18 protein-coding genes are annotated in these 24,595 nt (G+C 58.1%); 16 read left to right on the top strand and 2 right to left on the bottom strand.

Annotated elements, in window-relative coordinates; all coding sequences use genetic code 11:
• The first annotated feature begins 80 nt into the window (after window positions 1-80).
• The 8 genes from F560_RS0109750 to F560_RS0109715 all read left to right on the top strand — a co-directional run bounded on the left by F560_RS0109750 (window position 81) and on the right by F560_RS0109715 (window position 6,841).
• Entirely contained in the window at window positions 81-365 is a 285-nt protein-coding gene (locus tag F560_RS0109750; RefSeq protein WP_019005547.1) for a YuiB family protein, read from the top strand.
• Window positions 366-390: 25 nt separating this feature from the next.
• On the top strand, window positions 391-798 hold the full coding sequence (locus tag F560_RS0109745; protein ID WP_019005546.1) for a GtrA family protein: 408 nt from the start codon (window positions 391-393) through the stop codon (window positions 796-798).
• Window positions 799-910: 112 nt separating this feature from the next.
• Entirely contained in the window at window positions 911-2,440 is a 1,530-nt protein-coding gene (locus F560_RS0109740) for a DnaD domain protein (protein WP_026298197.1), read from the top strand.
• Window positions 2,441-2,460: 20 nt separating this feature from the next.
• Window positions 2,461-3,405 carry an ATP-binding protein gene (locus tag F560_RS0109735; RefSeq protein ID WP_019005544.1) on the top strand — a complete coding sequence of 315 codons (945 nt, stop codon included), beginning with the start codon at window positions 2,461-2,463 and terminating at the stop codon, window positions 3,403-3,405.
• A gap of 268 nt (window positions 3,406-3,673) precedes the next feature.
• Entirely contained in the window at window positions 3,674-4,810 is a 1,137-nt protein-coding gene (locus F560_RS0109730; protein ID WP_019005543.1) for a sulfate ABC transporter substrate-binding protein, read from the top strand.
• A 72-nt stretch (window positions 4,811-4,882) separates the two neighbouring features.
• Window positions 4,883-5,722: a sulfate ABC transporter permease subunit CysT gene (gene cysT, locus F560_RS0109725; protein WP_019005542.1), complete on the top strand. Its 840-nt coding sequence runs from the start codon at window positions 4,883-4,885 to the stop codon at window positions 5,720-5,722.
• 12 nt (window positions 5,723-5,734) lie between these two features.
• Window positions 5,735-6,607: a sulfate ABC transporter permease subunit CysW gene (gene cysW, locus F560_RS0109720; protein ID WP_019005541.1), complete on the top strand. Its 873-nt coding sequence runs from the start codon at window positions 5,735-5,737 to the stop codon at window positions 6,605-6,607.
• A gap of 30 nt (window positions 6,608-6,637) precedes the next feature.
• Window positions 6,638-6,841 carry a YezD family protein gene (locus F560_RS0109715; RefSeq protein WP_019005540.1) on the top strand — a complete coding sequence of 68 codons (204 nt, stop codon included), beginning with the start codon at window positions 6,638-6,640 and terminating at the stop codon, window positions 6,839-6,841.
• A 211-nt stretch (window positions 6,842-7,052) separates the two neighbouring features.
• Here the strand turns inward: F560_RS0109715 and F560_RS24995 are convergent, their stop codons facing one another.
• Window positions 7,053-7,205, bottom strand: coding sequence for a YqzM family protein (locus F560_RS24995; protein WP_019005539.1), 153 nt, complete (start codon window positions 7,203-7,205; stop codon window positions 7,053-7,055).
• Window positions 7,206-7,419: 214 nt separating this feature from the next.
• On the opposite strand from F560_RS24995, the gene uvrC reads away from it, so the two are divergent.
• The 8 genes from uvrC (at window position 7,420) to F560_RS0109655 (ending at window position 22,044) form a co-directional block, all read left to right on the top strand.
• Window positions 7,420-9,363, top strand: a complete 1,944-nt coding sequence (uvrC, locus tag F560_RS0109700) for an excinuclease ABC subunit UvrC (RefSeq protein WP_019005537.1) — start codon at window positions 7,420-7,422, stop codon at window positions 9,361-9,363.
• 359 nt (window positions 9,364-9,722) lie between these two features.
• Window positions 9,723-12,005, top strand: coding sequence for an AraC family transcriptional regulator (locus tag F560_RS0109690; RefSeq protein WP_019005535.1), 2,283 nt, complete (start codon window positions 9,723-9,725; stop codon window positions 12,003-12,005).
• A gap of 58 nt (window positions 12,006-12,063) precedes the next feature.
• Window positions 12,064-13,662, top strand: a complete 1,599-nt coding sequence (locus tag F560_RS0109685; protein ID WP_019005534.1) for an extracellular solute-binding protein — start codon at window positions 12,064-12,066, stop codon at window positions 13,660-13,662.
• Window positions 13,663-13,900: 238 nt separating this feature from the next.
• Window positions 13,901-14,830: an ABC transporter permease gene (locus F560_RS0109675; RefSeq protein WP_019005532.1), complete on the top strand. Its 930-nt coding sequence runs from the start codon at window positions 13,901-13,903 to the stop codon at window positions 14,828-14,830.
• Between the two features lie 14 nt (window positions 14,831-14,844).
• Window positions 14,845-15,717, top strand: coding sequence for a carbohydrate ABC transporter permease (locus F560_RS0109670; RefSeq protein WP_019005531.1), 873 nt, complete (start codon window positions 14,845-14,847; stop codon window positions 15,715-15,717).
• A 96-nt stretch (window positions 15,718-15,813) separates the two neighbouring features.
• Complete coding sequence (locus F560_RS0109665; RefSeq protein WP_019005530.1) at window positions 15,814-17,490, top strand: ABC transporter substrate-binding protein; 1,677 nt, start codon at window positions 15,814-15,816, stop codon at window positions 17,488-17,490.
• An 84-nt stretch (window positions 17,491-17,574) separates the two neighbouring features.
• Window positions 17,575-21,027 (top strand): glycoside hydrolase family 2 TIM barrel-domain containing protein, encoded by a 3,453-nt coding sequence (locus tag F560_RS0109660; protein WP_245554832.1) that lies wholly within the window; start codon window positions 17,575-17,577, stop codon window positions 21,025-21,027.
• A gap of 129 nt (window positions 21,028-21,156) precedes the next feature.
• Window positions 21,157-22,044 (top strand): DMT family transporter, encoded by an 888-nt coding sequence (locus F560_RS0109655; protein ID WP_019005528.1) that lies wholly within the window; start codon window positions 21,157-21,159, stop codon window positions 22,042-22,044.
• A 628-nt stretch (window positions 22,045-22,672) separates the two neighbouring features.
• On the opposite strand, the gene F560_RS0109645 is transcribed toward F560_RS0109655, so the two are convergent.
• Window positions 22,673-24,475 (bottom strand): CPBP family glutamic-type intramembrane protease, encoded by a 1,803-nt coding sequence (locus F560_RS0109645; protein WP_019005526.1) that lies wholly within the window; start codon window positions 24,473-24,475, stop codon window positions 22,673-22,675.
• Window positions 24,476-24,595 lie beyond the last annotated feature (120 nt).

Raw genomic sequence — 24,595 nt, 5'->3', positions numbered from 1 at the left:
AACGCGCCGGGGCCGCATTGACTGTCCGGAGAGCGATCCTGTAAACTGGATAGGACATCATCTCGGGAGGAAATTCGCACATGCGGGAGATTTTGCAGGAAATCGTCGGTACCGTACTGTTTTTCGTGCTGTTTTTCGGGATCGGCTTTATTTTGAATATGCTGGTGAAGACGACCTGGCTGCCGACCTGGCTGTATATCTTCGTTGTGCTGCCGATCGGCGTCGGATACTTCTGGAAGCCGGATTTGAGCTTGCTGGCTTTTCTCGGCGTGTTTCTGTGGCCTTTTTTGGCCGGCATCGGAGGGGCGCTTGCCAGCGGGTGGGCGATCCGATCGCTTCGCAAAAACGGCTACAAGATGTTTTGAGCCGCTCGGATCGGGGGAGTAGCCAGTGGCGAACAGGGAATGGCTGAGATTGGCGAAATTCGGGCTTGTGGGGATCGCGAACACGGGCGTGGATTTCGCCGTTTTTGTCGCATTGGTGTACGGTTTGGGCGTGATGTCGGCGGTCGCGCAGGTCTTCTCGTACGGCTGCGGCTTCGTCAACAGCTTCTTCCTGAACCGGCGTTGGACGTTTCGCGTCAAAACCCGCGCGAGCGCCGGGGAGTGGATCCGCTTCGGCATTGTGAACGGCGTGTCGTTCCTGTGCGCGACCGGCGTGCTGCTCGGCCTGGAGCACGGAGCGGGCGTTACGGCATGGGCGGCGAAGCTGGCGTCTGTAGCCGCTTCGCTTGCCGTCAATTACGGGGGAAGCAAGCTGTGGGTGTTTCGCGGCGCGGAGGCCGCGCAGGATTCGTAGGGAGGCTGCCGCCGGGAGACTCCGAATCTCTCGCGTATCCAGCAGCGCTTGCGTTTATGTTACAATAGGAAAATGATCGGACATTATTTCGAAAAGAGTGGACGGATTCGCCATGCGCGTATCGAACCGGTTGGAATTTACGGAACATCATCGCTTCGTCGTCTATCGGGATTTCGCGCTAAGCGGGCTCGATCGGAACGTGCTGGCGCAATTATATCAACCGATGGTCGGCGCCTTCGCCGTCGGTCTCTACTTGCTGCTCTATCATCATATGGCGGAGGATCGGACGGGCTATTCCGCTCTCGAAGCGCAGCGGAAGCTGTTTCTCGGCCTGGATTTGGAAATGAACCCGGACGGCCGGCAAACGCTGGCCGATCAGGCTTCCAGGCTGGAAGCGGTCGGTCTGCTGCAGGTGTTTCGCCAGTACGATCCCGTGCAGGACGAAACGATTTACGAATACGTGCTGCTGCGCCCGCTTGCAGCCGGAGAGTTTTTCGCCACGTTTCATCTTGCCCTGCTGCTCCGCGACAAGGTCGGCAAGATGGCGTTCCAGGAACTGCGCGAATCGTTTGCCCTGTCGGAGCCGCAAGGGCTGGCGAGATTTGTGAACCGGGAAGAGATTACGGTTCCGTTTTACGAGATTTTTCGTCTGAGCGCAGGGCCCGTCGATCCCGAACTGGAGGAGGCGTTGGCGGAAAGCGCGGCCGCAAACGAGAAGGCCAAAGAGGCGGTCCGGCCTCCGGAGCGCATCCGCCACAGCGACATGCTGCTGCGGTTTCCGCGGACTTCGCCCAACCGCCCCTATGTCGAACGGCTGAACAGGGCGCCGGAATCGATGGCCCAGCTCAATTATCTGGCGTACAAATACGATCTCGAAGTGCCGGAAATTTGCCGTTTGCTCAATGAGGACGGCGTGTTCCACGAAGACGGCACGCTGCGCTGGGAGGAGCTTCAGTTCAGGGCGAACCTGATGTACCGGCAAGACCGCAAGCGGGAGGAAGAGCGCGAGCGGTTTCTCGCCCGGACCGGCGCTGCGGAAGCGGCCGGTTCGGGGACGGCCGGTCCGGCTGCGGACCCGGCCGAGGAGTCGTCTGCGGCAGTTTCCGGCATTCCGCTGCTGCCGGTGCCCGAACGGTTCGGCCTCAAGGCGCCTGTCGAAGTCTACAACCAGATGCTGCGCCGGGAGCCGTACACCCGCATGCTTGAGCGGTACTTTCCGGGCGCGGTGCCGGATGCGTTCGCGCGGATCTTCGAACGGATCGATCTGAACTACAAGCTGCCGGAACCGGTCATCAACGTTCTGATTCATTACGTGCTCGGAATGAACCACGCGCAGCGGCTGACCAAAAGCTTCATCGATTCGGTCGCTTCCAACATGCTGGCCAAAGGCATCGACACGTTCGAGAAAGCGGTGCTTTACGTCCGCGAACAAGAGAAGCTGAACGAAATGCTCGCACGCAAGAAGCGGGGCGGAGACGGACCCGCCAAAGCCACGGCGGATGGCGGCTCCCGCGGCCGGGGCGGCGGGCGCCGCAAACCGGCGATATCGGTTGTCGAGGACCGCGGACCGAAAGCGGAGATCCCGCCCGAGGAAGTCGCCAAAATGCGCGAGCTGGTTCGCAAATTGAAGGATAAAAGCTGACCGGAAGGGAGGAAGCGGATATGGATTCGATGGGTGACGTCCTGCGCGCCTGGAAACGTTCGCCCGAGCTCCAAGACATCGAACAGTTGGCGGCCCGGGTGCTCGGCGATCCGCTCGTGCAAAAGCTTCGCTCCCGATATCCGGGACTCGACGAACGGACGCTGCGGCTCAATATGAACCGGCTGCATCAATGCGCGACGGAATACCGCAATTGCAAGGCGTGTCCGGGGTTGGAACGGTGTCCGAACGACCTGCAGGGACATTACACGCGGATCACGTGCGAGCAGGTGAACGGACGCTGGCAGCTTTACGACCATAAGACAGCCTGCCCGAAATGGGTCGCGCACGAGCAGCAGGAGCAAATCCGCCGCCGAATTACGAGCTTTAACGCCGATTTCGATTTTTCCGCCGATTACGACCTGGAGGAGATGTTCGATCTCGATCCGGAGCGGATCAACGCGGTCCATCAATTGCTCGCCTACATCGACCGGACGCAGGAGGAAGGACTTCAGAAAAAGGGATTGTTTCTGATGGGCAGCTTCGGAACGGGCAAGACGTACATGGCGGCGTTTTTGCTTCACGAGCTGGCCAAAGCCGGGTATTCCGGCGTTATCGTCTATATGCCGGAGTTCGTGGAGGACGCCAAGGCGCTCATGATGGAGCCGCAGAAGCTGAAGGAGACCCTGTCCCTGATGAAGGAATGCGACCTGCTCGTCTTCGACGACATCGGCGCGGAAAATTTGAGCCCCTGGGTGCGGGACCACGTGCTGGGCGCGATCCTCAATTACCGGATGAACCGCAAACCCACCTTCTATACATCTAATTACGATCTGGATTCGCTGGAAAAGCATTTCAGCTTTACGCACAAGGAAGGCGAAGAAATGCATAAAGGCCAGCGGCTGATGGACCGGATTCGTCCCTTCGTCGACGTCGTTCACGTTCGCGGCCGCAACCATCGCGGTTAGCATGCCGGGCTTGTTTCCGGCCGGCAGCGAGGGAGCGGAAGAATTTTTTTGACGGATTGTCACCGACTGTAAACGCAAGCTGTCCGCAATCTTCCTTACGGAGGACGCGGACGGCTTTTATTTTTTCCTATGGTCCCGGCCGATCGTTATAAAAGATAATAATGCTTATTTTAAAAATATCTTATTGACAGTTAAGCGCCCAGAATGCTATGATTTCAGCAAATACCAAAAGCATACTAAATAGGTAGGAATTCGAGGGAAAGGGTGCTTGGTCTTGAAGAGACGGAACGTTTTTAAGTCGACCGCTTTGTTCGTCGTTATCGCATTGTTGATTTCCGTATTATCCGCTTGCGGCTCCGGCAATAACAATGGAGGCAATGCCGCGAGCGGCTCGCCTTCGGCCGCATCCGGCGGAAGTTCGTCGCCAAGCGGCTCGCCTTCGGCGGACAGCAGCGCCAAGCCGGTTCCGAAAGACGTCGAGCTGCTGAACGTCTCTTACGACCCGACCCGCGAACTGTACGAAGAGTTCAACAAAAGCTTCGCGGCATACTGGAAGCAGGAGACGGGAGGCAACGTCACGATCAAACCGTCGCACGGCGGTTCGGGCAAGCAGGCCCGCTCGGTGATCGACGGGCTGGAGGCGGATGTGGTTACGCTCGCGCTCGCGTACGACATCGACGAGATAGCGACGGCCGGCCTGCTGGATGCCGACTGGCAGTCCCAATTCGAGTACAACAGCACGCCTTACACGTCGACAATCGTCTTCCTCGTCCGCAAGGGCAACCCGAAAGGCATCAAAGACTGGGGCGACCTGATCAAGGACGGCATTCAGGTCATCACGCCGAACCCGAAGACGTCGGGAGGCGCAAGATGGAACTACTTGGCGGCATGGGGCTATGCGACCAAGTCGCTCGGATACGACGACGAGCAGGCGAAGGATTTTCTGAAAAAGCTGTTCAAAAACGTTCCGGTTCTCGATACCGGCGCCCGGGGAGCGACGACGACTTTCGTGGAAAAGGGCATCGGCGACGTGCTGCTCGCCTGGGAGAACGAGGCGTATCTGGCGCTGAAGGAATACGGCGACAAATTTGAAATCGTCACTCCGTCGATCAGCATTCTGGCCGAACCGCCGGTCGCCGTCGTCGACAAAGTGGTCGACAAGAAGGGCACCCGCGAAGTGGCGGAAGCTTATCTGAAGTACCTGTATTCGGAAGAAGGCCAGGAGATCGCGGCGAAAAACTTCTACCGTCCGCGTCTGCAATCGGTAGCGGATAAATACAAAGACCAATTCCCGGCGCTCAACCTGCTGACGATCGACAACGATTTCGGCGGCTGGAAGGCAGCCCACGAAAAGCACTTTGCCGACGGCGGCACGTTCGATCAAATTTATACGCCGGGGTCCTGATCCCGTTAAGCGGCAGACGCCGCAAGGCCGCCCGATATTCAACACTGCCGAAAGAGGGGTTCAAGCGAAGACATGACCGCATTGATTCGCAAAAAAAGACGGGTGCTGCCCGGTTTCCGGCTGACGACGGGGATTACGGTCACCTATTTGAGCCTGATCGTTCTCATCCCGCTCGCCGCTTTGGTTGTCAAGTCGGCGGATTTGAGTCCCGATCAATGGTGGAGCACCATCTCGAACCCGCGGGTTGTCGCCTCTTATCGTCTGAGTTTGCTGACCGCGTTATGCGCCGGGCTGGTCAACATGGTGTTCGGATTGCTGCTCGCCTGGGTTCTGGTTCGCTACAAATTTCCGGGCAAAGCCATCGTCGACGGACTGATCGATCTGCCTTTCGCCTTGCCGACGGCCGTAGCCGGCATCGCGCTGAGCGCGATTTACGCTCCTAACGGCTGGGTCGGCTCGCTGCTGGAGCCGTTCGGCATCAAGGTGGCCTACACCCCGATCGGCATCACGATCGCGCTGATTTTTATCGGCGTACCGTTTGTCGTTCGCACCGTCCAGCCGGTTCTTCAGGATTTCGACAAGGGAACGGAGGAAGCCGCCGTCCTGCTTGGCGCTTACCGCTGGCGAACGTTCCGCAAAGTGATTTTGCCCGAGCTTGTGCCGCCGCTGCTGACCGGATTCGCGCTTGCATTCGCAAGGGGAATCGGCGAATACGGCTCGGTTGTCTTTATTTCGGGCAACATGCCGCTCAAGACGGAAATCGCGCCGCTTCTGATCGTCACGAAGCTGGAGCAGTTCGAGTACGGCCAAGCGGCCGCCGTCGCCGTCGTGCTGCTGGTGCTGTCGTTTTTGCTGCTGCTGCTCATTAACGTTCTGCAACGGTGGAGCAACCGCCGTTTGCGCACGGCATAGGGGGCGTGTCCGATGGCTGGCATCGTTACGAACCCTAAGCGCCGCAACAGCGAAGCCGCGCCGCGCCACCTGACGGAACCCGCTGCAGTCCGCTATATCTTGATCGGCATCGCCCTGCTGTTTCTCGGGCTGATTGTGCTGCTGCCGATGGTCACGGTCATCGTCGAGGCGTTCCGCAAAGGGTGGGCCGCTTATATCGAAGCGCTGTCCGACCCGGATGCGCTGGCTGCGCTCAGGTTAACGCTCGTTACGGCTCTTATCGCCGTTCCGCTGAATACGATATTCGGGCTTTGCGCCGCATGGGCGATTACGAAATTCAAATTTCGCGGCAAAAACCTGCTGGTGACGCTGATCGATCTTCCGTTTGCCGTATCGCCCGTGATCAGCGGTCTTATTTACATCTTGCTGTTCGGCGCCCAAGGTTTTTTCGGGCCTTGGCTGCAGGATCACGGGATCAAAATCGTGTTCGCCACGCCGGGGATCGTCCTCGCGACCATGTTCGTCACCTTCCCGTTTGTGGCCCGCGAATTGATCCCGCTCATGGAGACGCAGGGAGTCCAGGACGAGGAGGCGGCGGTCAGTCTCGGCGCCCGCGGCTGGCGGGTGTTCCGCAAGGTGACGCTGCCGAACATCAAGTGGGGGCTGCTGTACGGGATGATCCTCTGCAACGCCCGCGCCATGGGGGAATTCGGCGCCGTGTCCGTCGTATCCGGCCATATCCGGGGAGAGACGAACACGCTGCCGCTTCATATTGAAATCCTGTACAACGAATACCAATTCTCCGCTTCTTTTGCCGTATCATCATTGCTTATGCTGCTCGCCGTACTGACTTTGCTGATCAAATCGCTGCTGGAGAACAGAATGAGCCGCAGCCATGAGGCGTAAGGAACTACATTTTGAAGGAGGAACGGGCGAATGGCAAAACCTTTGGAATTGACGGAAAGCTGGGTGGCGAGAATTACGGACGCCGTATCCGGCCTGCAATACGGTACGGTCCAAATCATTGTGCACGACGGTCGCATCGTCCAGATCGAGCGTACCGAGCGGCGCCGGTTCGACGAAGTGTCGGAGCGGCGGGCCGTCCGGGACGGATCGCGGGGCGAAGCGTCCGGGAAATAAGGTTCGGGCGGGTGTCCGTCGCCTGAATAAACGCAACCGCAGCATCCCTGACCGCCATGGCGGTCAGGGATGCTGTTTTCGGATGGGGCTCCGTCGGCCCCAACAAACGAGAGAAGCTGTCCGGCCTGTTGACTGTTCAGGTCCGGACAGCTTCTTTCGTTGCGGGTGCGCCCCCGACAAGGAAGGCGCATCCGTATTGCTTGGGTTGCGTTTAGCTGATGATATACTTCACGACAACCGCAATCGTAAATACGACAAACATAAAGCCGAACATGCCGCTGAACCCGACGACCAGATCGTGCAGGTCGTTGCGGGGTTCCTCGTTCACGTGCAACCGGGGATCTTGAACGTTCGCGTTCTCCATGGGAAGCCTCCTGCAAACATCATTACGTTCAGTATACCCAATTTCGCTTTTTGTTGTAAAGCGGTTGCGCGGACAAGCGCAGGAATTTTATGCCTTTAGGCGAACGTTCCTCCGCGTCCGGGATTTTGCGCAAGCGATGCCTCCAACAAAACGAACTGTATGATACAATGGAATATACTTTATTCCCTGATTTTCAAAGGAGGCGCTCCGAAAGATGGACACGCCCGGGCAATCTCTTTCGGCCCCCTTCGCGGACCGCAAGCAGGCGATGGAAAATATCCGCCGCAAGCTGGCGCTGCTGCCCGAAAAGCCGGGCTGCTACCTGATGAAGAACGGCGAAGGCAAGGTCATTTACGTGGGAAAGGCGAAAGTGCTGAAAAACCGCGTGCGCTCTTATTTCAGCGGCAGCCACAACGCCAAAACCCAGCATCTTGTCGCGGAAATCCGCGATTTCGAATATATCGTCACCTCCAGCAACACGGAGGCGCTTATTCTCGAATGCAACCTGATCAAGGAATATCACCCGCGCTACAACGTGCTGCTGAAGGACGACAAATCGTTCCCGTACCTGAAGATCACCCACGAGCCGCATCCGAGGCTTGAAGTGACGCGCAAAGTGGTCAAGGACAAGGGCAAATATTTCGGCCCGTATCCGAACGCTTATGCGGCGCAGGAAACGAAGAAGCTGCTCGACAAGCTGTATCCGCTGCGCAAATGCCGCACGCTGCCCGACAAGGTGTGCTTGTATTATCACCTCGGACAATGCCTGGCGCCGTGCGAATTTCCGGTCGAGCCTTCCGAATACGAGCGGATGATCGCGGAAATCACGAGGTTTTTGAACGGCGGCCATATGGACATCAAGCGGGAGCTGCAGCGCAAAATGGAGCAAGCGGCCGAAGAGCTTGCGTTCGAGCGCGCCAAAGAGTACCGCGACCAGATCGCGGCAATCGAAGCGACGATGGAGAAGCAAACGGTCACGATGGCGGACGCCAAAGACCGCGACATATTCGGCTACGCCGTCGACAAAGGCTGGATGTGCGTGCAGATTCTCTATATGCGCCAGGGAAAAATGATCCAGCGCCACGTATCCCTTTTTCCCTATTATGGGGAGCCTTACGACGATTTTCTCACGTTTGTGACCCAATATTACAGCGATAATCCGGCGCTGCCCCGCGAGGTGCTGCTGCCGGCGCCGCCGGAGGAGGCCGCGGCGGGTCATGCGGACGGCGTCCATGCCGATGCCTTCGGCGAAGCGGATGAGGACGACGAGCCGGAGGCCGGGAACGGGGAGAACGGCGATATCGTCGCCTCGCTGCGAAGCTGGCTGCGGGTCAAGGTAATAATGCCGAAGCGGGGCTCCAAGCGCAAGCTGGTGTCGATGGCATGCGACAACGCGCGGGTGGCGCTCGAGGAGAAGTTCCGGCTCATCGAGCGGGACGAGGAGCGGAGCGTCAAGGCGGCGCAAGGCCTGGCCGACCGGATCGGCATTCCGTCCGCTCGCCGCATTGAGGCGTTCGACAACTCCAACATTCAGGGCGCGTCGCCGGTTTCCGCGATGGTCGTGTTCACCGACGGCAAGCCGGACAAGAAGGAATACCGCAAATACAACATACGCACCGTAAAGGGACCGGACGATTACGAGACGATGCGGGAAGTTATCCGCCGGAGGTACGAGCGCGTGCTGAAGGAAGGCTTGCCGCTGCCGGACCTGATCGTCGTGGACGGAGGCAAAGGCCAGATCGCCGCGGCGCTGGACGTGCTCGTCCATGAGCTGGGCCTCGACATTCCGGTGTGCGGACTTGCCAAGGACGAGAAACACCGGACCGCGCAGCTGCTGGTCGGCGATCCGCCGCAGGAAGTGCCCTTGCCCCGCGACAGCCAGGAATTTTATTTGCTGCAGCGGATTCAGGACGAGGTGCACCGCTTCGCCGTCACCTTCCACCGGGAGAAGCGGGCCAAGTCGATGGTGGCTTCGGCGCTCGACGCGATTCCGGGCGTCGGCGAGAAGCGGCGCAAGCTGCTGCTCAAGCATTTCGGCTCGCTCAAGGCCATTCGCGAAGCGTCGGTCGAGGACTTCCGCGCCGTATCGATCGGCGAAAAGCTCGCCAGCCGGATCTTGGAGGCGCTGAACGGGGAGCGGGGAGAAGAAAATTCGTAAACGGCGCTTTGGCACGTTGCCGATCCCGCGATCCCGATCCGCCTAAATCCGCCGCAGCCTTAAATCCGGAAGGACAATGGCGGCAAGCTGTATATGGACGAAGGGAGGTTTCGCGGGAATGCGAAGCCTTCTTTTTTTGCGGATTCTGCGGATATGTCCGGCGTAAAGCGGCGGAATTCGCATGTTTAAAAAGGGAAAAACGCCTCCAAAATCGCAGATGTTTTCAAATTGTACATTCCGTTTCAAATTGCCCATCGCAAACCCTGCTCCGACGTGTGTTTTCCGGTTCCGATGCGTGATATGATGGTCGAAAAGTCTTATGGCCATGCGCGCAGGCAAGAGGAGCAGGGGGATGTTGGATGGTTCTGGGAAGGGGAAACTTTTCGCGAAGCGTAGCGTTCCGGTGGATCGTCTCGTACGCCGTGATCTTGCTGATCCCCGTCGCGTTAAGCGTGATCGTCTACAGCCAGACCCGGGAAATCGTGGAATACGAAATCAAGCGGGCAAGCGTCGCGATGTTAAAGCAGGTGAAGTATATCGTGGACGGGGAACTTCGTCAGACGGAGAACTTGGCGGCGCAATTGACCGTTCATCCGGATGTCCGCCATTTTCTGGATTTGAAGGCCGAGACGGGTGCGAGCGCTTACCATATTTACCGTACGGAACAGCAGCTGAAAAAAATGTTGGCTGCAAACGATTTTCTTAAAGATATCTATATTTACTCGAACGCGCTGGATTCGGTGCTCTCAGGCGAAACGTACGCGAGCGCCCGGATGTTTTACGAGATGAAGAATCAGACCGGCACGTTTGCCTACGAAGACTGGCGCGAACTGATGATCGCGGATCACGCCGGACAGTATGTGCAGCTTCCCGTAAAAAACAAGGAAAAGAAAGAAAATACCCCTTCCTACATCCGGTCGTTTCCGGCTCAAGCGGGATCCGGGGCGGCGGGCACGCTGCTGATTCCGCTTAACGCCGAGAAGATCAAGACGATGCTTGAAAATATCGATTGGGTGAAGAAAGGCCAAGTTTTTATCGTGGATCCGAACGGCCAGATCCTGTTTCAAAATTCCGAAAACGTGGAAGCGTTATCAGCGACGTACCGAAAGTGGATCGGCCGCGGGACGAGCACGTTTACCGATACGTTTCAGGGAAAAAAGTCGATGATCACGATTGAATCGTCCGATACGTCGGGCTGGAGCTATGTCAGCGTGTTTCCGGTCGATGTGTTTTGGGAGCGCGCCCGCGCCGTCCGGACGTTGAATGTATTGGGACTTGCGCTTTGCATCGGAATCGGCGGATTGCTGATTTATTATTTTGCGCGCAAAAATTATGACCCGGTCAAGGAATTGGTGAACGTGTTCTCGCTCAGGCAACGCCAGGGGACAAGCCGGGATTTGGACGAGTATACGTACATACGAAGGAACGTGCTCGAAACGATCCGCGAGCGGGACGACATGAAGAATCGGCATGTTCGTCAGCTCAGGGTTCTTCAAAGCTACTATTTAAGCCGGCTGATGAAAGGCCAGACCGATCGGAACGTTCCGCTGGCGGAAGCGGCGATGACGCATCATTTGTCCTGGACGTCCGACCGTTTTGCCGTGCTGCTGTTTTATATCGACAGCGACGAAGGGGGAACGACGGACCTGCCGTTGTCGCAGTTTATCGTTTCGAATATCGTCAAGGATTCGGTCGAAGGCCGCCACGCCATCGATTTCACGGATGTGGACGGCACGTTGGGAGCGGTCGTGAACGTCGCCCCCGGCCGGGCCGATTGCTGGAAGGACGAGATCGAGGACGCGCTGGCTCAGGCTTACGAATTCATCACGGCGCGGTATAAGCTGCGGTTCACGACGGTCGGCAGCGACCTGCAAACCGGCCTGGACGGCGTTCACCAGGCGTTTCTGCAAGCGTTGGAAGCCCAGGAATACCGTATGGTTCTCGGAGAAGACGCGCTGATTTGGTACGGAAACGTGAAGCCCAGCGAAGGCAGCTATTTCTTCACGGTAAACGACGAAATGATCCTCCTCAATCTGCTGAAAGCCGACGAATTCGAGAAGGCGAAAGGAATGATCGACCAGATCGTGCAGCGGGCGTTCCAGCGCCAGACCCCGCTGGAAATGGCCAAGTGCGTCCTGCTTGACGTTGCGACCACGCTGATCAAGTCGATTCCCGGCCCGGAGCAGGCCGGCGTAGCGTGGGAGGAGTGGCGGCCGCTCAAGAGACTGTTGTCATGCGCCACGAAAGCGGAATTCCATCAGGAGCTTCACGACATCTTCGACAAGGTTTGCGGCGTGCTGCGCAGCAGGCAAACCGCACATGCCGGCGCCGGTATCGGCGATCAAGTCGCCGAATTCGTGAAGGAAAACTACCGGGACCCCAATTTAAGCGTATCGATGATCGGGGACCGCTTCCGCCTGACGCCGCAGTATGTGTCCCGGCTGTTCCGCGAACAGATCGGACAGGGGCTGCACGATTTCATTAGCCAAACCCGCGTAGAAGCCGCCAAGGCGCTGCTGCAAACCGGGGCGAGCATCGACGACACGGCGGCCCGGGTCGGGTTTGCCAGCGGCCATGCGTTTATCCGCGTCTTTAAAAAGTATGTCGGCATCACGCCCGGCAAGTACAAGGCGCTCCAATGACGCATCCGACTTATCGAGAGCGTGCGCTGGTCACGATATGCAAAGGAGGCGGATTGACATGTTCCGCAATCGAACGTTCGCTTGGCCGAAAATAGGCTGGATGGCGTTCATCGTCTTCATCTTGTGCACAGCCGGATGCTTCGGCGGAGGCGGCGGGGAAGAGAAGCCGGCCGGAGCGCCTGCGGGGCGGGAGGGGAGCGATTCTTTCCGCTATCCGATGGAAGGCGGTCCGACGCTGACGCTAATGGACGAATTCGACGTCGGCGGCAAACCGGAGCGCAAGCCGATCGACGAAGAATACGAGAAGCGCACCGGCATCGCGATCGAGCATCTGGGCGGCATCCCCATGCAGGACAACCGGTTTTCGCTGCTTCTGGCCTCCGGCCGTTTGCCGGATATTTGGATGAACACTTGGCTGCAATATCCGGGAGGTCCCGAGAAGGCCATCGAGCAGGGATACATCCTGCCGCTCAACGACCTCATCGACCGGTACGCGCCGAACTTCAAGCGGGTGCTGAAGGAGCGTCCCGACATCGACAAAATGATCAAAACGGACAGCGGCTTGTACTATGTCTTCCCGTTTATTCGCTCGGAGTCGGACCGGGTGTACGGCGGCCCGATCGTTCGCAAGGACTGGCTCGACGAGCTGGGACTGCCCGTTCCCGAGACGATCGGCGAGTGGTACACGATGCTGAAAGCGTTCAAGGAGAAAAAGGGGGCTGCGGCGCCGTTGACGCTGCGGAGCCTCTTCCTGGGCGAACGAACGGCAGGCTTCGCGGGCGCTTTCGGCGTGATGGGGAATTTTTACGTCGAGGACGGAAAAGTCAAGTACGGATACATCGAGCCGGGGTACAAGGCGTACTTGGCCACGATGCGAAAATGGGTTCAGGAAGGGCTTCTCGACAAAGACTTCGCGGTCGTGGATCTGGACACGGTGGACAAGAAGATGATGTCGGGCGCAAGCGGTTCGACGATCGGCTGGCAGTTCTACATCGAAAAATATAATCTCGCCGCCCGCTCCCACCGCTCGTCCGCCCGCTATGTCGCCGCGCCTTACCCGACGCTGGTCAAAGGGGAAATCCCGAAATTCGGGCAATTGGACAACGCCTACGCGGGCACCAGCTCGGCCGCGATTACGGCCGGCGCGAAGAACGCGGAAGCTGCGGTTCGCTGGCTGGACTACGCGTATTCGGAAGAAGGCAGCATGCTGAACACGTACGGAATCGAAGGCGTTACGTATACGATGGAAAGCGGCGTCCCCGTCTTCACGGATTTCGTCGTCAACAACCCCGACGGGGTCGCAAGCGACCAGGTTTTGCTGAAATACGCGCATCAGTCGAATTTTCCGATGATCCAACGCGAGTTTCAAAATGAATGGAAGTTCGAAGAAACGAGCCGCTCCAAAGAGATTTGGCGAAAGACCCGTCACGAAAACCATTTGCTCCCGCCGATTACGCCGACGGCCGAGGAGGCCGCCGAACTCTCCTTGCTGATGGAGAGGATCGACAAGTACGTAAAGGACGCGGAGCTCAGAATCCTTCTCGGCGAAGACCCGATCGACGCTTACGATGCCATGGCCGCTCATGTGAAAGCGATGGGGATCGAACGCGTACTGGAAATCAAGCAAGCCGCATACCAACGTTATCTGAACCGATAAGCGGCGAACCCGCCGCGGCGGACGATGGCTTCCGAATGCCGGAAGCCGTCTTTTTTTGGGGATTTCGGGAAAACGGCAATGGGTTTCAAATTGTCGATCGCCGTTTTCCGGTTATGGTCCATCGTTTGCGATATTGTACATTGAGGGCCGCGGCGGAGTTCGCTACATTGGGGGAGCGCCGCAAGCGAAAGCGAAAACGGCGCGAGCGCATGTTCAAAATCAAGAAAGGGGTGAATGCATGGAAGCCGCCGACAAACCTGCGCCCGCAGACGCTCTTTGGAAACACGTCCGAAAAGAGTGGAAGCTGTATTCGTTCCTGGTCGTTCCCGTCATTTACTTTCTCATCTTCAAATACGCCCCCATGCTCGGGAACATCATCGCTTTCCGGAAATACAGGGGCGGACCGAACATTTTCGGCACGGAGTGGGTCGGATTCGCTTACTTTCGGATGTTCCTGAAAGACCCTTCCTTCTGGAGAGCCTTTTTCAACGATTTAACCTTGAACGTCAGCTATCTCGCGGTCCGCTTCCCGCTCACGCTGACCTTTGCCCTGCTGCTCAACGAACTGCGGAGGGTCAAATGGAAGAAGTTTGTCCAAACCGTTTCGTATCTTCCCCATTTTATTTCCATGGTCATTGTGGCGGGAATGGTAAAGGAAATGGTCTCGCTGACGGGGCCGATCAACTCCTTCCTTGCATGGATGGGGTTCGAGCGGATTCCGTTCATCTCCTTGCCCGAGTGGTTTCCGGCGATCTATGTCGCGTCCGGCATCTGGCAAAGCCTCGGCTGGGGAACGATTCTGTATTTGGCCGCGATGACCGCGATCAATACCGAGCTCTACGAAGTGGCGAAAATCGACGGCGCGAACCGTTTCCGCCTGGCGTGGCACGTCACGATCCCGGGCATATTGCCGACCATCATGGTGCTTCTGATCCTGGACATCGGCGGAATTCTGGGTTCGAACTTCGAGAAGATCCTGCTCTTGTACAATCCCTTGACTTACGAGACGGCGGATGTCATCTCCACTTATGTCTACCGGATGGGGATCACCGGCGGCAACTTTAGCTACGCGACGGCGGTCGGCCTGTTCGAAGGCGTCATCGGCCTGATTCTGGTGACGGCCGCAAACCAATTATCCAAACGGACGACAAAATCCGGCCTGTGGTAGAAAGGAGGATGCACGTGAGAAAATCCCGGTCTTTCGGCGCGTTCGATTGGATCAACGGACTGATCATGATTCTGGTCGTCTTTTTCACCCTCTATCCGTTCCTCTATCTGGTCGCGCAGTCGTTCAGCTCGGAGGCCGCGATCTATGCGGGCAAGGTGACGATCTGGCCCGTCGAATTTACCGCCAAAACCTACGAGGTTATTTTAAGCAAGCCGGATTTTTTCCGCTACTACTGGAATACGATCGTTTACTCGGTCGTGGGCACGTTCATCGCGGTTGCCGCAACGGCCGTCATGTCGTATCCGCTTTCCAAGGACAAGCTGCGCCTGAACAAATTTTTCATCCCGTTCGTGCTGTTCACGATGTATTTCGGCGGCGGCCTGATCCCCAACTACCTTCTGATCGCCAAAACGTTGGGCATGCGCGATACGATCTGGGCGATCGTCATTCCGGGGGCGATCAGCGCCTTTAATGTCATCCTGATGAAGACGTTCTTCGCCGGCTTGCCGAGCGAAGTGGAAGAAGCGGCCCGGGTCGACGGCCTCGACGTTTTCGGAATCTTCGCGAAAATCGTTCTGCCGCTCTCGAAACCGATCCTGGCCACGATCACGTTATTCGTCATTGTCGGCCTCTGGAACAACTGGTTTGGGCCTTCCCTCTATTTGCAATCGAAGGAGAAGTGGCCGATCGCGCTGTATTTGCGCCAAATTATCGACAACGCCGTCAGCCCGACGGAAGTCGGGGCCTCGTCCGATCAGGCCGCCCAGATCGCGGCAAGCGTCAAATCGACCGCCATGGTGCTTACTTCCTTGCCGATCATCTGCGTCTATCCGTTCGTGCAGAAGTATTTCGTGCAAGGGATGATGATCGGAGCCGTCAAAGGCTGATCGGTATAACCGGAATGGCGGCAAGACGAATCCGCCGTTTGGCAGCCTTTTCCGATTATATACAACATGCGCAAAAATTTGAGGGAGGGTTCGGGTATGAGCAAATTTCGCAGAACGGCCGGACTGGTATTGACGGTGTTCATGATCGCCTTTATGGCGGCATGCACCTCTTCCGGAAACGGGAAGAATGCGTCCGGCAGCAGCGCAAACGCGCCGTCCGGCGGCGCGGGCAATGAAGGAGGAGAGGCGCCGGATTACACCTTCGGGGTCGATCGGACGTTTCATTCCAACGAACCGGTGACCTACTCGATGATGTACAGCGACCATGAGAATTACCCGTATCGGAAAGACTGGAGGCTGTGGAGCGCCATCCGGGAGAAAACAAACGTCACCTTCGATTTGTCGATCACGGCCAGAACGGAATACGAAAACCAGAAGTCCTTGCTGATCAACAGCGGCGACGCGCCCTACATCATTCCGAAAACGTACGACGAATCGGCATTCGTCTCGTCCGGGCAGATCGTCCCCGTCAGCGATTGGGTGCAGTATATGCCGAATTACATGAAGGCCGTCAAAGATTGGGGCATGGAAGAGGACCTGAAAGCCAAGCTGCAGGCGGACGGGAAATATTACGTGCTTCCGGGCATGTGGGAAATCGCCGGCGGCGGCTACTCCTATATTATCCGCAAAGATGTCTTCGAAAAGGCGGGCGTGGACGTCAAAGGGCAGGAAGCCAACTGGTCGTATGAAAATTTTTACGAAGCGATGAAGAAGGTTAAAGCGTACACCGGCGCGAAATACGTTTTATCCGATCAATTCCAAGGGAATTCCATGCTCAATATTGCCGCCGTTCAATATGGCGTAACCGGAGGGTGGGGGCTGTCCAACGGGCTCGTCTTCGACCACGGCCGGCAGCAGTTCGTTTTTGCCGATGCGTCGGAAGATTTCAAAGCCTATCTTGAATATTTCCATAAATTGATCAAGGATGGCATTCTGGATCCCGAATCCTTTACCCAGGAAGACGATGCGGCCCAAGCCAAGTTTTTCAAAGGCGACACTTACGTCATCAGCGGAATCTACCAGAATCTCGCGGATTTCAAGAGCAAAATGCAGGATCCGAACAGCGAATTGTACATGATCGTACAGCCCGGCGGACCGAAAGGGATGCTGCGGGTCGAGACTTCCCGTCTGGAAAACGGCATCATGATTAGCCAAAATGCGCTGGACGATCTCGGCAAAGACGGATTCATCAAAATGCTTCGCTTCATCGACTGGCTCTGGTATTCCAACGAAGGCCAGACGCTCAGCTTGTGGGGCGTGGAAGGGGAAACGTACACGGTCGATGCGAACGGCAAAATCTCGCTCAACCCGGACATTTATTATAACGGGCTGAACGAAGGAGCCCCCAAGCAATTAAATGTCGACTACGGCTTCGGCGGCGGGGTATTCGCATACGGCGGCTCCAAGGAGCTGAGAATGTCCAAGATGACCGACGGCGAGAAGGACTATATGGACCGGATCCTGAACAACAGGAAGCCGCGCAAGCTGGCGCCGCCGATTATGGCGACGCCCGAAGAAAGCGAGCAGTTGAACCTGATCACGACGCCGCTGATGGATTACGTCAACACGATGACCTTAAAGTTCATCACCGGTCAAGAAAGCTTGAGCAACTGGGATAAGTATGTCGCCCAGGTCGAGGCCAACGGCAGCCAACGCTTGACGGAGATGGCGAACAGCATTTTCCAGAAGATGAAGAACCTGTTGGGTTATTAAGGCTTTCGCAATGGCAAGGGTTAGGCGCGCGGCGGAGAGCTGCGGTGCGCCTGGCCCTTTTGTTCAAGCGGGTGCTTCTATCCTATGAAGAAAGCGGGTATGGGGACCGTGAATACGAAAACGTTATTTAATGACGGATGGGAGTTCGCCAAAAGCGGCCTCGAGGCGCCGGATTGGGCCGGTTTGGAATTCCGGCCGGTCGATCTTCCCCACGATTGGCTGATTTACAACACGCTGGATCTGTATGAAAACGGCATCGGCTGGTACCGCAAGCGGTTTACCTTGGCCAAGCGGGACGAGCGGCGGATTTTCCTGTGCTTCGACGGGGTTTATATGGATTCTTCCGTATATGTGAACGAACGGCTCGCAGGCGAATGGAAATACGGATATTCCTCGTTCGAGCACGAAATTACGGATGCTCTCGTAGAAGGGGAAAACGAAATCGTCGTCAAGGTCGTGCATCAAAGCCCGAACAGCCGATGGTACTCGGGGGCCGGGATTTACCGCAACGTGTGGATCCGGACAAGAGGGAAAAATTACATGGAAACGGACGGCATTTACGTCGCGGCGAAGCAAAGCGGCGACGGCTGGCTGGTGGAGATCGACACCGACATGCACATTCGCGAGGATGCCGTTCTCACGCACACGATCCTGCAGGGAAGTCAGGTGATCGCTTCCGTTTCGGATAGAGTCGCGGCAGGAAGCGGGCCCCGGCTGCAACACGGGCAGAGGCTGCACGTAAAGGACCCTTTGCTCTGGAGCACGGACGCCCCTCATCTTTACCGGCTTGAGACGAAGCTGCAGCTTGCCGCTTCGGACCGGGAACCGGAAACCGTCGAAACCGTGACGCAGCACATCGGATTTCGCACGATCGACCTTGACCCCTGCGAAGGATTGCGGCTGAACGGCAAAAAAATGAAGTTGAACGGAGTGTGCGAACACCACGATCTGGGCGCGTTGGGGGCTGCATTCAACAAAACGGCGCTCAGAAGAAGGTTCGGGATTCTGAAGGAAATGGGCGTCAACGCGATTCGGACCGCTCACAATATGCCCGCCCCGGAGCTGATGGAGCTGGCGGACGAGATGGGGTTCCTGGTCGTCTCGGAAGCTTTCGACATGTGGGAAAGGCCGAAAACCCGTTACGATTACGCGAGATTTTTCCAGGCGTGGGCGCCGCTCGATGTGAAGAGCTGGGTCAAGCGGGATCGGAACCATCCGAGCTTGCTGATGTGGAGCATCGGAAACGAAATTTACGATACCCACGCGGACGAGAGAGGACAAGAATGGACGAAGCGGCTCGTCGGGCTGGTCCGAAAATACGATCCGAAACAAAACGCGAGCGTGACGATCGGCTCCAACTATATGCCGTGGGCGAACGCGCAAAAATGCGCGGAACTGGTGGACGCGGTCGGCTACAATTACGCGGAGAAATATTACCGTAGCCATCATGAGAAGCATCCGCACTGGGTGATCTACGGCAGCGAGACCGGCTCGGTCGTGCAAAGCAGGGGGATCTATCATTTTCCGTTTGAAGCGTCCATTCTGGCGGACGACGACGAGCAGTGCTCGGCCCTCGGCAACAGCTCGACGAGCTGGGGGGCCAAATCGGCGGAGGCCTGCATCCTGGCGGAACGAGACACGCCTTTTTCCCTCGGCCAGTTTATTTGGACCGGCTTCGACTATATCGGCGAACCGACGCCGTATCATACGAAGAACGCCTACTTCGGCCAGATCGACACGGCGACCTTTAAGAAAGATTCCTTCTACGTCTACCAAGCCGCATGGACCGACTACAAAACGAAGCCGATGGTGCATATCTTTCCGTATTGGGATTTTAACAAAGGGCAACTGATCGATGTCCGCGTATGCTCCAATGCGCCGAAGATCGAGCTGCAATTCAACGGCGCGACGGTCGGGACCCATGAGATCGACCATGCGAAGGGAACGCAGCTTGTCGGGTGGTGGAAGCTTCCTTACGCCGAAGGCGAACTGAAGGCGATCGCGTATGATGAAAACGGCAATATTCTTTGCACCGACGTAAGGCGGTCGTTCGGCGATGCGAAGCGGATACGTCTGCGCGCGGATAAGGAAAGCCTTGTCGCAGACGGAACGGATCTGATTTTCCTGGAAATTTCCATGGAAGACGAAGCGGGCAATCCCGTCGAAAACGCGAACAACCGCGTGCGCGTCCAAGTTGCGGGAGCGGGCCGGCTGATCGGCCTGGACAATGGGGACAGCACGGATTACGACCCGTACAAAGGGGTAAGCCGAAGATTGTTCAGCGGCAAGCTGATGGCGATCATCGGGGCCACGCTGGAACCCGGCGCCATCCGCGTCGAGGTCTCCTCCGCGGGCTTGGAAAGCTGCGTCGCGGAATTGACGTCGCTGCCGGCCGAAGGCCGGGATTTGACGGGGATTTCGGCGCGAACGGCGAATCGGGAACTGCCGTGCGTAACGGGAAGCGAGGAAGAAATTCCGGTGCGCAAAATCGAAATCGTCAGCGACGCCGGGCAGCGGTTCGACGAATCCAGAAGGGAAATGCGGGTGAGGGCCAGACTATACCCGGAACACGCTTCTTACCGGGATGTGGAGTGGCGCGTCGTGAACGATGCCGGGATCGAGTCGAATATCGCCAAAGTGGAATCGTTCGGACTGGAAGCGAAGGTTACGGCTCTGGGCGACGGAACATTCCGGCTTCGCTGCATGAGCGGCAACGGCACCGGCAAGACGAAATTGATCTCCCAGCTGGAATTTACGGCGACCGGTCTCGGAACGGCTTATAAGGACCCTTACGGTTTTGTTTCCGCCGGGCTTTACGATTACAGCCGCGGCGAAGTCGGCAACGGGAACGAGAGAGGCGTCGCCACGAGCCGGGACGGCGAAACGCGGGTCGGGTTTTCCGGGCTTGACTTCGGCCCGAACGGATCGGATACGATCACGATCCCGATCTTCGCGTTGACAAGCGAACCGTATACGCTGCAAATCTGGGAAGGCATGCCCGATGAAGCGGGCAGCGAGTTGCTGGCCGACGTTGTTTATCAGAAACCGTCCAGGTGGAACGTTTATCAGGAAGAAACGTACCGTCTGAAGAAAAGGCTGCGCGGCATCACTTCGATTTGTTTCGTCACGCGGCAGAAGATGCATATTAAAGGCTTTTCGTTTGCAAGACCGAACAGGGCGTTCGAACAGCATTTCGCCGCGGAATGCGACCGGATCTACGGGGACGCCTTCACGGTTGCCGGAAAAAACGTCGAGGAAATCGGAAACAACGTGACGCTGGCGTTCGAACGGATGGATTTCGCCGACGGCGCCACGAAGCTTGTCGTGTACGGCCGGTCGTTCATCGATCGAAACACGATCCATGTCCGGTTCGCCGACGAACAGGGCGAAAGCAGCCAAATCGTCGAGTTCGCGCGGAGCGACGGCTACGAAGAGCGGGTGTTTCGCCTGGACAAAATCACGGGAATCCGCAGCGTGTCTTTCCTGTTCCTGCCCGGAAGCCGCTTCGATTTCGGCTGGTTCCGTTTCGAGCGGTAAAACGCCCGCGCCCCGCGGCGTTGGCCTGAGGGCCCGGTCGTGTTTGGCTTTCAATCCAACGGAAAAGTGGTGTATCCTTTTGATAGAAACATAGGAAATAGAAACATAGAAAAAGGGAGAGAAACGAAAATGCAGCTTTCCCGTAAACAGACCGTGCTTTATTTGGCGTTCCTCGTGCTGATGTGGGGCGTCAACTGGCCATTGTCCAAATATGCGCTGGCGTTTGCGCCGCCGATGTTGTTTGCGGGCATCCGCACTCTGATCGGCGGCCTGCTGCTGATCGCCGTCGCGCTGCCCCGCCGGAAGGAGCTGCGCCTTCGGGAAACGTGGCAGATCTATTTGCTTTCCGCGCTGTTGAGCATCGTCCTCTATTACGGTTTCCAGACGGTAGGCCTTCAATATATGCCGGCCGGACTGTTTTCGGCCATCGTCTTTCTGCAGCCCGTGCTGCTCGGCTTGTTCGCCTGGATGTGGCTGGGAGAGCGGATGTACGCCCGGAAAATCGCCGGCCTGCTCGCCGGCTTCGCAGGGGTGGCCGCCATGAGCGTCGGCGGCTTGGAGGGAGGCGTGTCGGCCGTCGGCATCGCGCTGGCGCTTGCGTCCGCCCTGAGCTGGGCGCTGGGCACCGTGTATACGAAGCGCGTGACGGCCAAAGTCGATTTGCTCTGGATGACGGCCATGCAAATGACCATCGGCGGCATCGTCATGCTGGCCTGCGGCTTGTCCGTCGAAAGCTGGGCGGCCATCCGCTGGACCGGACCGTTCGTGCTCGACACGCTATTCATCTCGGTGTTCGTCATTGCGCTGGGCTGGCTCGCTTATTTCCGCCTGATCGGTTCCGGCGAGGCAAGCAAGGTGGGGGCGTTTACGTTCCTGATTCCCGTCGTCTCCATCCTCTGCAGCGTGCTGTTTCTGCACGAGAAAATTACGCTCAACCTGGTGGCGGGACTGGTCCTCATCATGGCAAGCATTCTGCTCGTGAACCTAAAGCCGAAGCGGCTAAGCGGTTCCGCTTGATCCGCATACGTCTAATTGGTTCCGCGTGATCCGGAAGCGTCTATGCGGTTCTGCGTGATCTGGAGGCGTCTCAGCGGTCCGCTTGATTCGCAAGCGGCCGCTCAAGCCTTTCGGCTCGCTGAAGGCCATTTGCGAAGCGCCGGTCGGGACTATCGCGCCGCATCGATCGGCGAAACGCTCGCCCGCCGGATTTTGGAGGCGCCGATCGAGGAGCGGGAGGAAGGAAAGGGCGAGGCTGTCTTGTTGTGTCTCTGCGTTTCCATCGGCCGGGCAGGTAAGGCGGACACAGCATCCGCTATTTGTTCAAAATCCCCCGATTTCCGCCATCTCGCGGACAGACGATCCGTTAAGGGCCGTGAGCCCGTAAAAATTCGCCGATGAACGAACGGATAACGGAACCTCTGTCCGCACACTCGCTCATTGGACAAGATTGGCCGGATATAGCAGAACGACGGTCCGCACACCGGTACACAAGTCCGTACATTGGTCCGAACAACCAGTCCGCACATCAGTCCATACATCGATCCGTACATGATCCTTACAACGATCCATATGCCGGTACGCACGCGATTGCCCGTGCCGGCTTCTCAACTTCTGATTTCGGTGGTGGGCCGAAACTTTCCCGTCCCTAAGCGGGACGGGACGACAGCCGCCGGTGCAGCCGCCAGATCGCCCAGCCGGCCAGCGCCGGCATGAGCAGGCTGAACAGGCCGCTCAGCATGCCGTAGGGCAGGCCGTCCAGCATCAACTGGACGCCCATCAGCGTCGCGTCCAGCGTGACATGCGCGAAGATGACGGTCATCAGGCCGAAGCGCAGCATGAACCAGCCGAACAGCAGGCCGAGCAAGGTCAGCTCGATCAAACGGGTATAGAAGGGATAAACCGCATACCCGGCATGCCCGAACGCCCACAGCAGCGAAGGCGGAAGCATGGCGGCAACGGTCAGAACGGCGGCGGCCCTGCGGGACGGTTCCCGGCGCAGCAGCCGGCGCGCGCCGCCGGTTAGCCAGCGGCGGAACAGCCCGATGCCGAACAGGCGCGTCTGCAGCTCTTCGGAAATGCCGGCGCACCAGGCGAGCAGCGGCAGCAGCCAAGGGTACGTCATGTTGTACGTCGATTGGGTGACGTCGGACGACGTGAACGACCCGAGCAGCTGCGTCAGCGCGAGCAGGATCACCGATTGCGCGCCGAGCAGGATGAACGCCAGCACGTAGCCTTGCCCCATGCTGGCCAGCACTTTCCGCCCGTATCCGGGCTGGCGCCAGCGCGGCCACAGGTTGCGGCCCATCGCTTTCCATAGGCCGTCCCCGGCTACCGCGGACACGTACGTCAACAGCGCCATCGCCGCGAGCATGACGATATTAACAACGATGTAGCCGCCGACGGCCGCATCGGGCGGAAACAGGCCTTGCTCGATCGCTTGAGCGCGAAAGGCGGGGGCCATATTCAGCGTAAAGCCGACGTACAGAACGAAAAACAACGACGCCAGAAAAACGCCGCGGCGGTACGACGTCCATCCGCCGCAAACCTTCGCGTAGACGACGGCCAGGACGAACAGGGCGAGCTGCGGCAGAAGGGAGCCGTAGATCGAGAGCCGCGACGCGGCTTTGTTCTGCTCCTCCCAATATTCCGCAAAGGAGGCGGGCGCAAGCAGCCTGTACCGAAGCTCGCCGCCCGGCCGCGCACGGGATGGAGAGTCCTCCGATGCAGCATCCGGTGCGGAGCCGCCAAGGGCGGAGGGAGCGGCCGGCGTCTCCGCCTTGACGTAAAGCTGCAGCTTCGCTTCGCCGAGCCCGGCTTTGCGGGCTTGGAATACGACCGCGCCATCGGCGGCGAGCTTGCCGGTCGGTTCCCATTCCTGCGGATCGTATCCCCATCGTTGCAGCGCGTCGCGGGCGAGCCGGATTTCGCGGTCCGACGCCGTCCGGCCGTCTCGAAGGTCCGCCGCCGAACGCGCATCCGCCGCATCCGCCGCGTTCGCCCCCGACGCTCCCGTTCCCGTCCCATCCGCTCCCGTCCCGCCCGTCCCGGCGGCGTCCGGCTCGAACCGCCAGGCCACCAGCGCGCCGCTTTTCATATGCAGCGACAGCTCGAGCCGGTCCCGGTTCGCGCCAAGCGGGATGTCGACGCGGTAGACGTCGGTCGGGAAGCGGGCGCCCCAAATCTTGTCGTAATCGTCCAGCAGCCGCTGCTTGGACAAATAGCCTACGCCGGCGCTGTCGGACAGGTGGGTGACCTCCACATCGTCCGGATTCGCCGGCGCAACGCCGAAACGCTGCTTCGCCGCGGCAAGCGCCGCCGCTTTCGCTTCTTCCCGGCTGAGCATGCCGGAGCCGCCGGAGGCAAAGAGGGAACCCGATCCCGGGAATACCTGAATGCAGACGAACAGCAATAGTCCGATTGCCGACCATGCCAGCCATTGCTTTGACATCAAACGCGATCCCTCCGCCCTTCGGAAAAATCATCAAGTAAACGCATACACCGTACGCTTTATTCCCGTTTCCCCGTTTTTCACCCGATTTCAAGCTAAATGGACGCAAAAGAAAGAGAA

The organism is Cohnella laeviribosi DSM 21336 (assembly GCF_000378425.1).
Taxonomy (GTDB): domain Bacteria; phylum Bacillota; class Bacilli; order Paenibacillales; family Paenibacillaceae; genus Cohnella; species Cohnella laeviribosi.
This window is presented reverse-complemented; position numbering and strand designations above follow the sequence as displayed.

Coding starts and splice junctions, on each gene's coding strand:
- cysW (WP_019005541.1), top strand. CDS start 5,735: ATGGCTGGCATCGTTACGAACCCTAAGCGCCGCAACAGCGAAGCCGCG.
- uvrC (WP_019005537.1), top strand. CDS start 7,420: ATGGACACGCCCGGGCAATCTCTTTCGGCCCCCTTCGCGGACCGCAAG.
- F560_RS0109660 (WP_245554832.1), top strand. CDS start 17,575: ATGAAGAAAGCGGGTATGGGGACCGTGAATACGAAAACGTTATTTAAT.
- F560_RS24995 (WP_019005539.1), bottom strand. CDS start 7,205: ATGGAGAACGCGAACGTTCAAGATCCCCGGTTGCACGTGAACGAGGAA.
- F560_RS0109715 (WP_019005540.1), top strand. CDS start 6,638: ATGGCAAAACCTTTGGAATTGACGGAAAGCTGGGTGGCGAGAATTACG.
- F560_RS0109690 (WP_019005535.1), top strand. CDS start 9,723: ATGGTTCTGGGAAGGGGAAACTTTTCGCGAAGCGTAGCGTTCCGGTGG.
- F560_RS0109665 (WP_019005530.1), top strand. CDS start 15,814: ATGAGCAAATTTCGCAGAACGGCCGGACTGGTATTGACGGTGTTCATG.
- cysT (WP_019005542.1), top strand. CDS start 4,883: ATGACCGCATTGATTCGCAAAAAAAGACGGGTGCTGCCCGGTTTCCGG.
- F560_RS0109740 (WP_026298197.1), top strand. CDS start 911: ATGCGCGTATCGAACCGGTTGGAATTTACGGAACATCATCGCTTCGTC.
- F560_RS0109675 (WP_019005532.1), top strand. CDS start 13,901: ATGGAAGCCGCCGACAAACCTGCGCCCGCAGACGCTCTTTGGAAACAC.
- F560_RS0109645 (WP_019005526.1), bottom strand. CDS start 24,475: ATGTCAAAGCAATGGCTGGCATGGTCGGCAATCGGACTATTGCTGTTC.
- F560_RS0109735 (WP_019005544.1), top strand. CDS start 2,461: ATGGATTCGATGGGTGACGTCCTGCGCGCCTGGAAACGTTCGCCCGAG.
- F560_RS0109750 (WP_019005547.1), top strand. CDS start 81: ATGCGGGAGATTTTGCAGGAAATCGTCGGTACCGTACTGTTTTTCGTG.
- F560_RS0109655 (WP_019005528.1), top strand. CDS start 21,157: ATGCAGCTTTCCCGTAAACAGACCGTGCTTTATTTGGCGTTCCTCGTG.
- F560_RS0109685 (WP_019005534.1), top strand. CDS start 12,064: ATGTTCCGCAATCGAACGTTCGCTTGGCCGAAAATAGGCTGGATGGCG.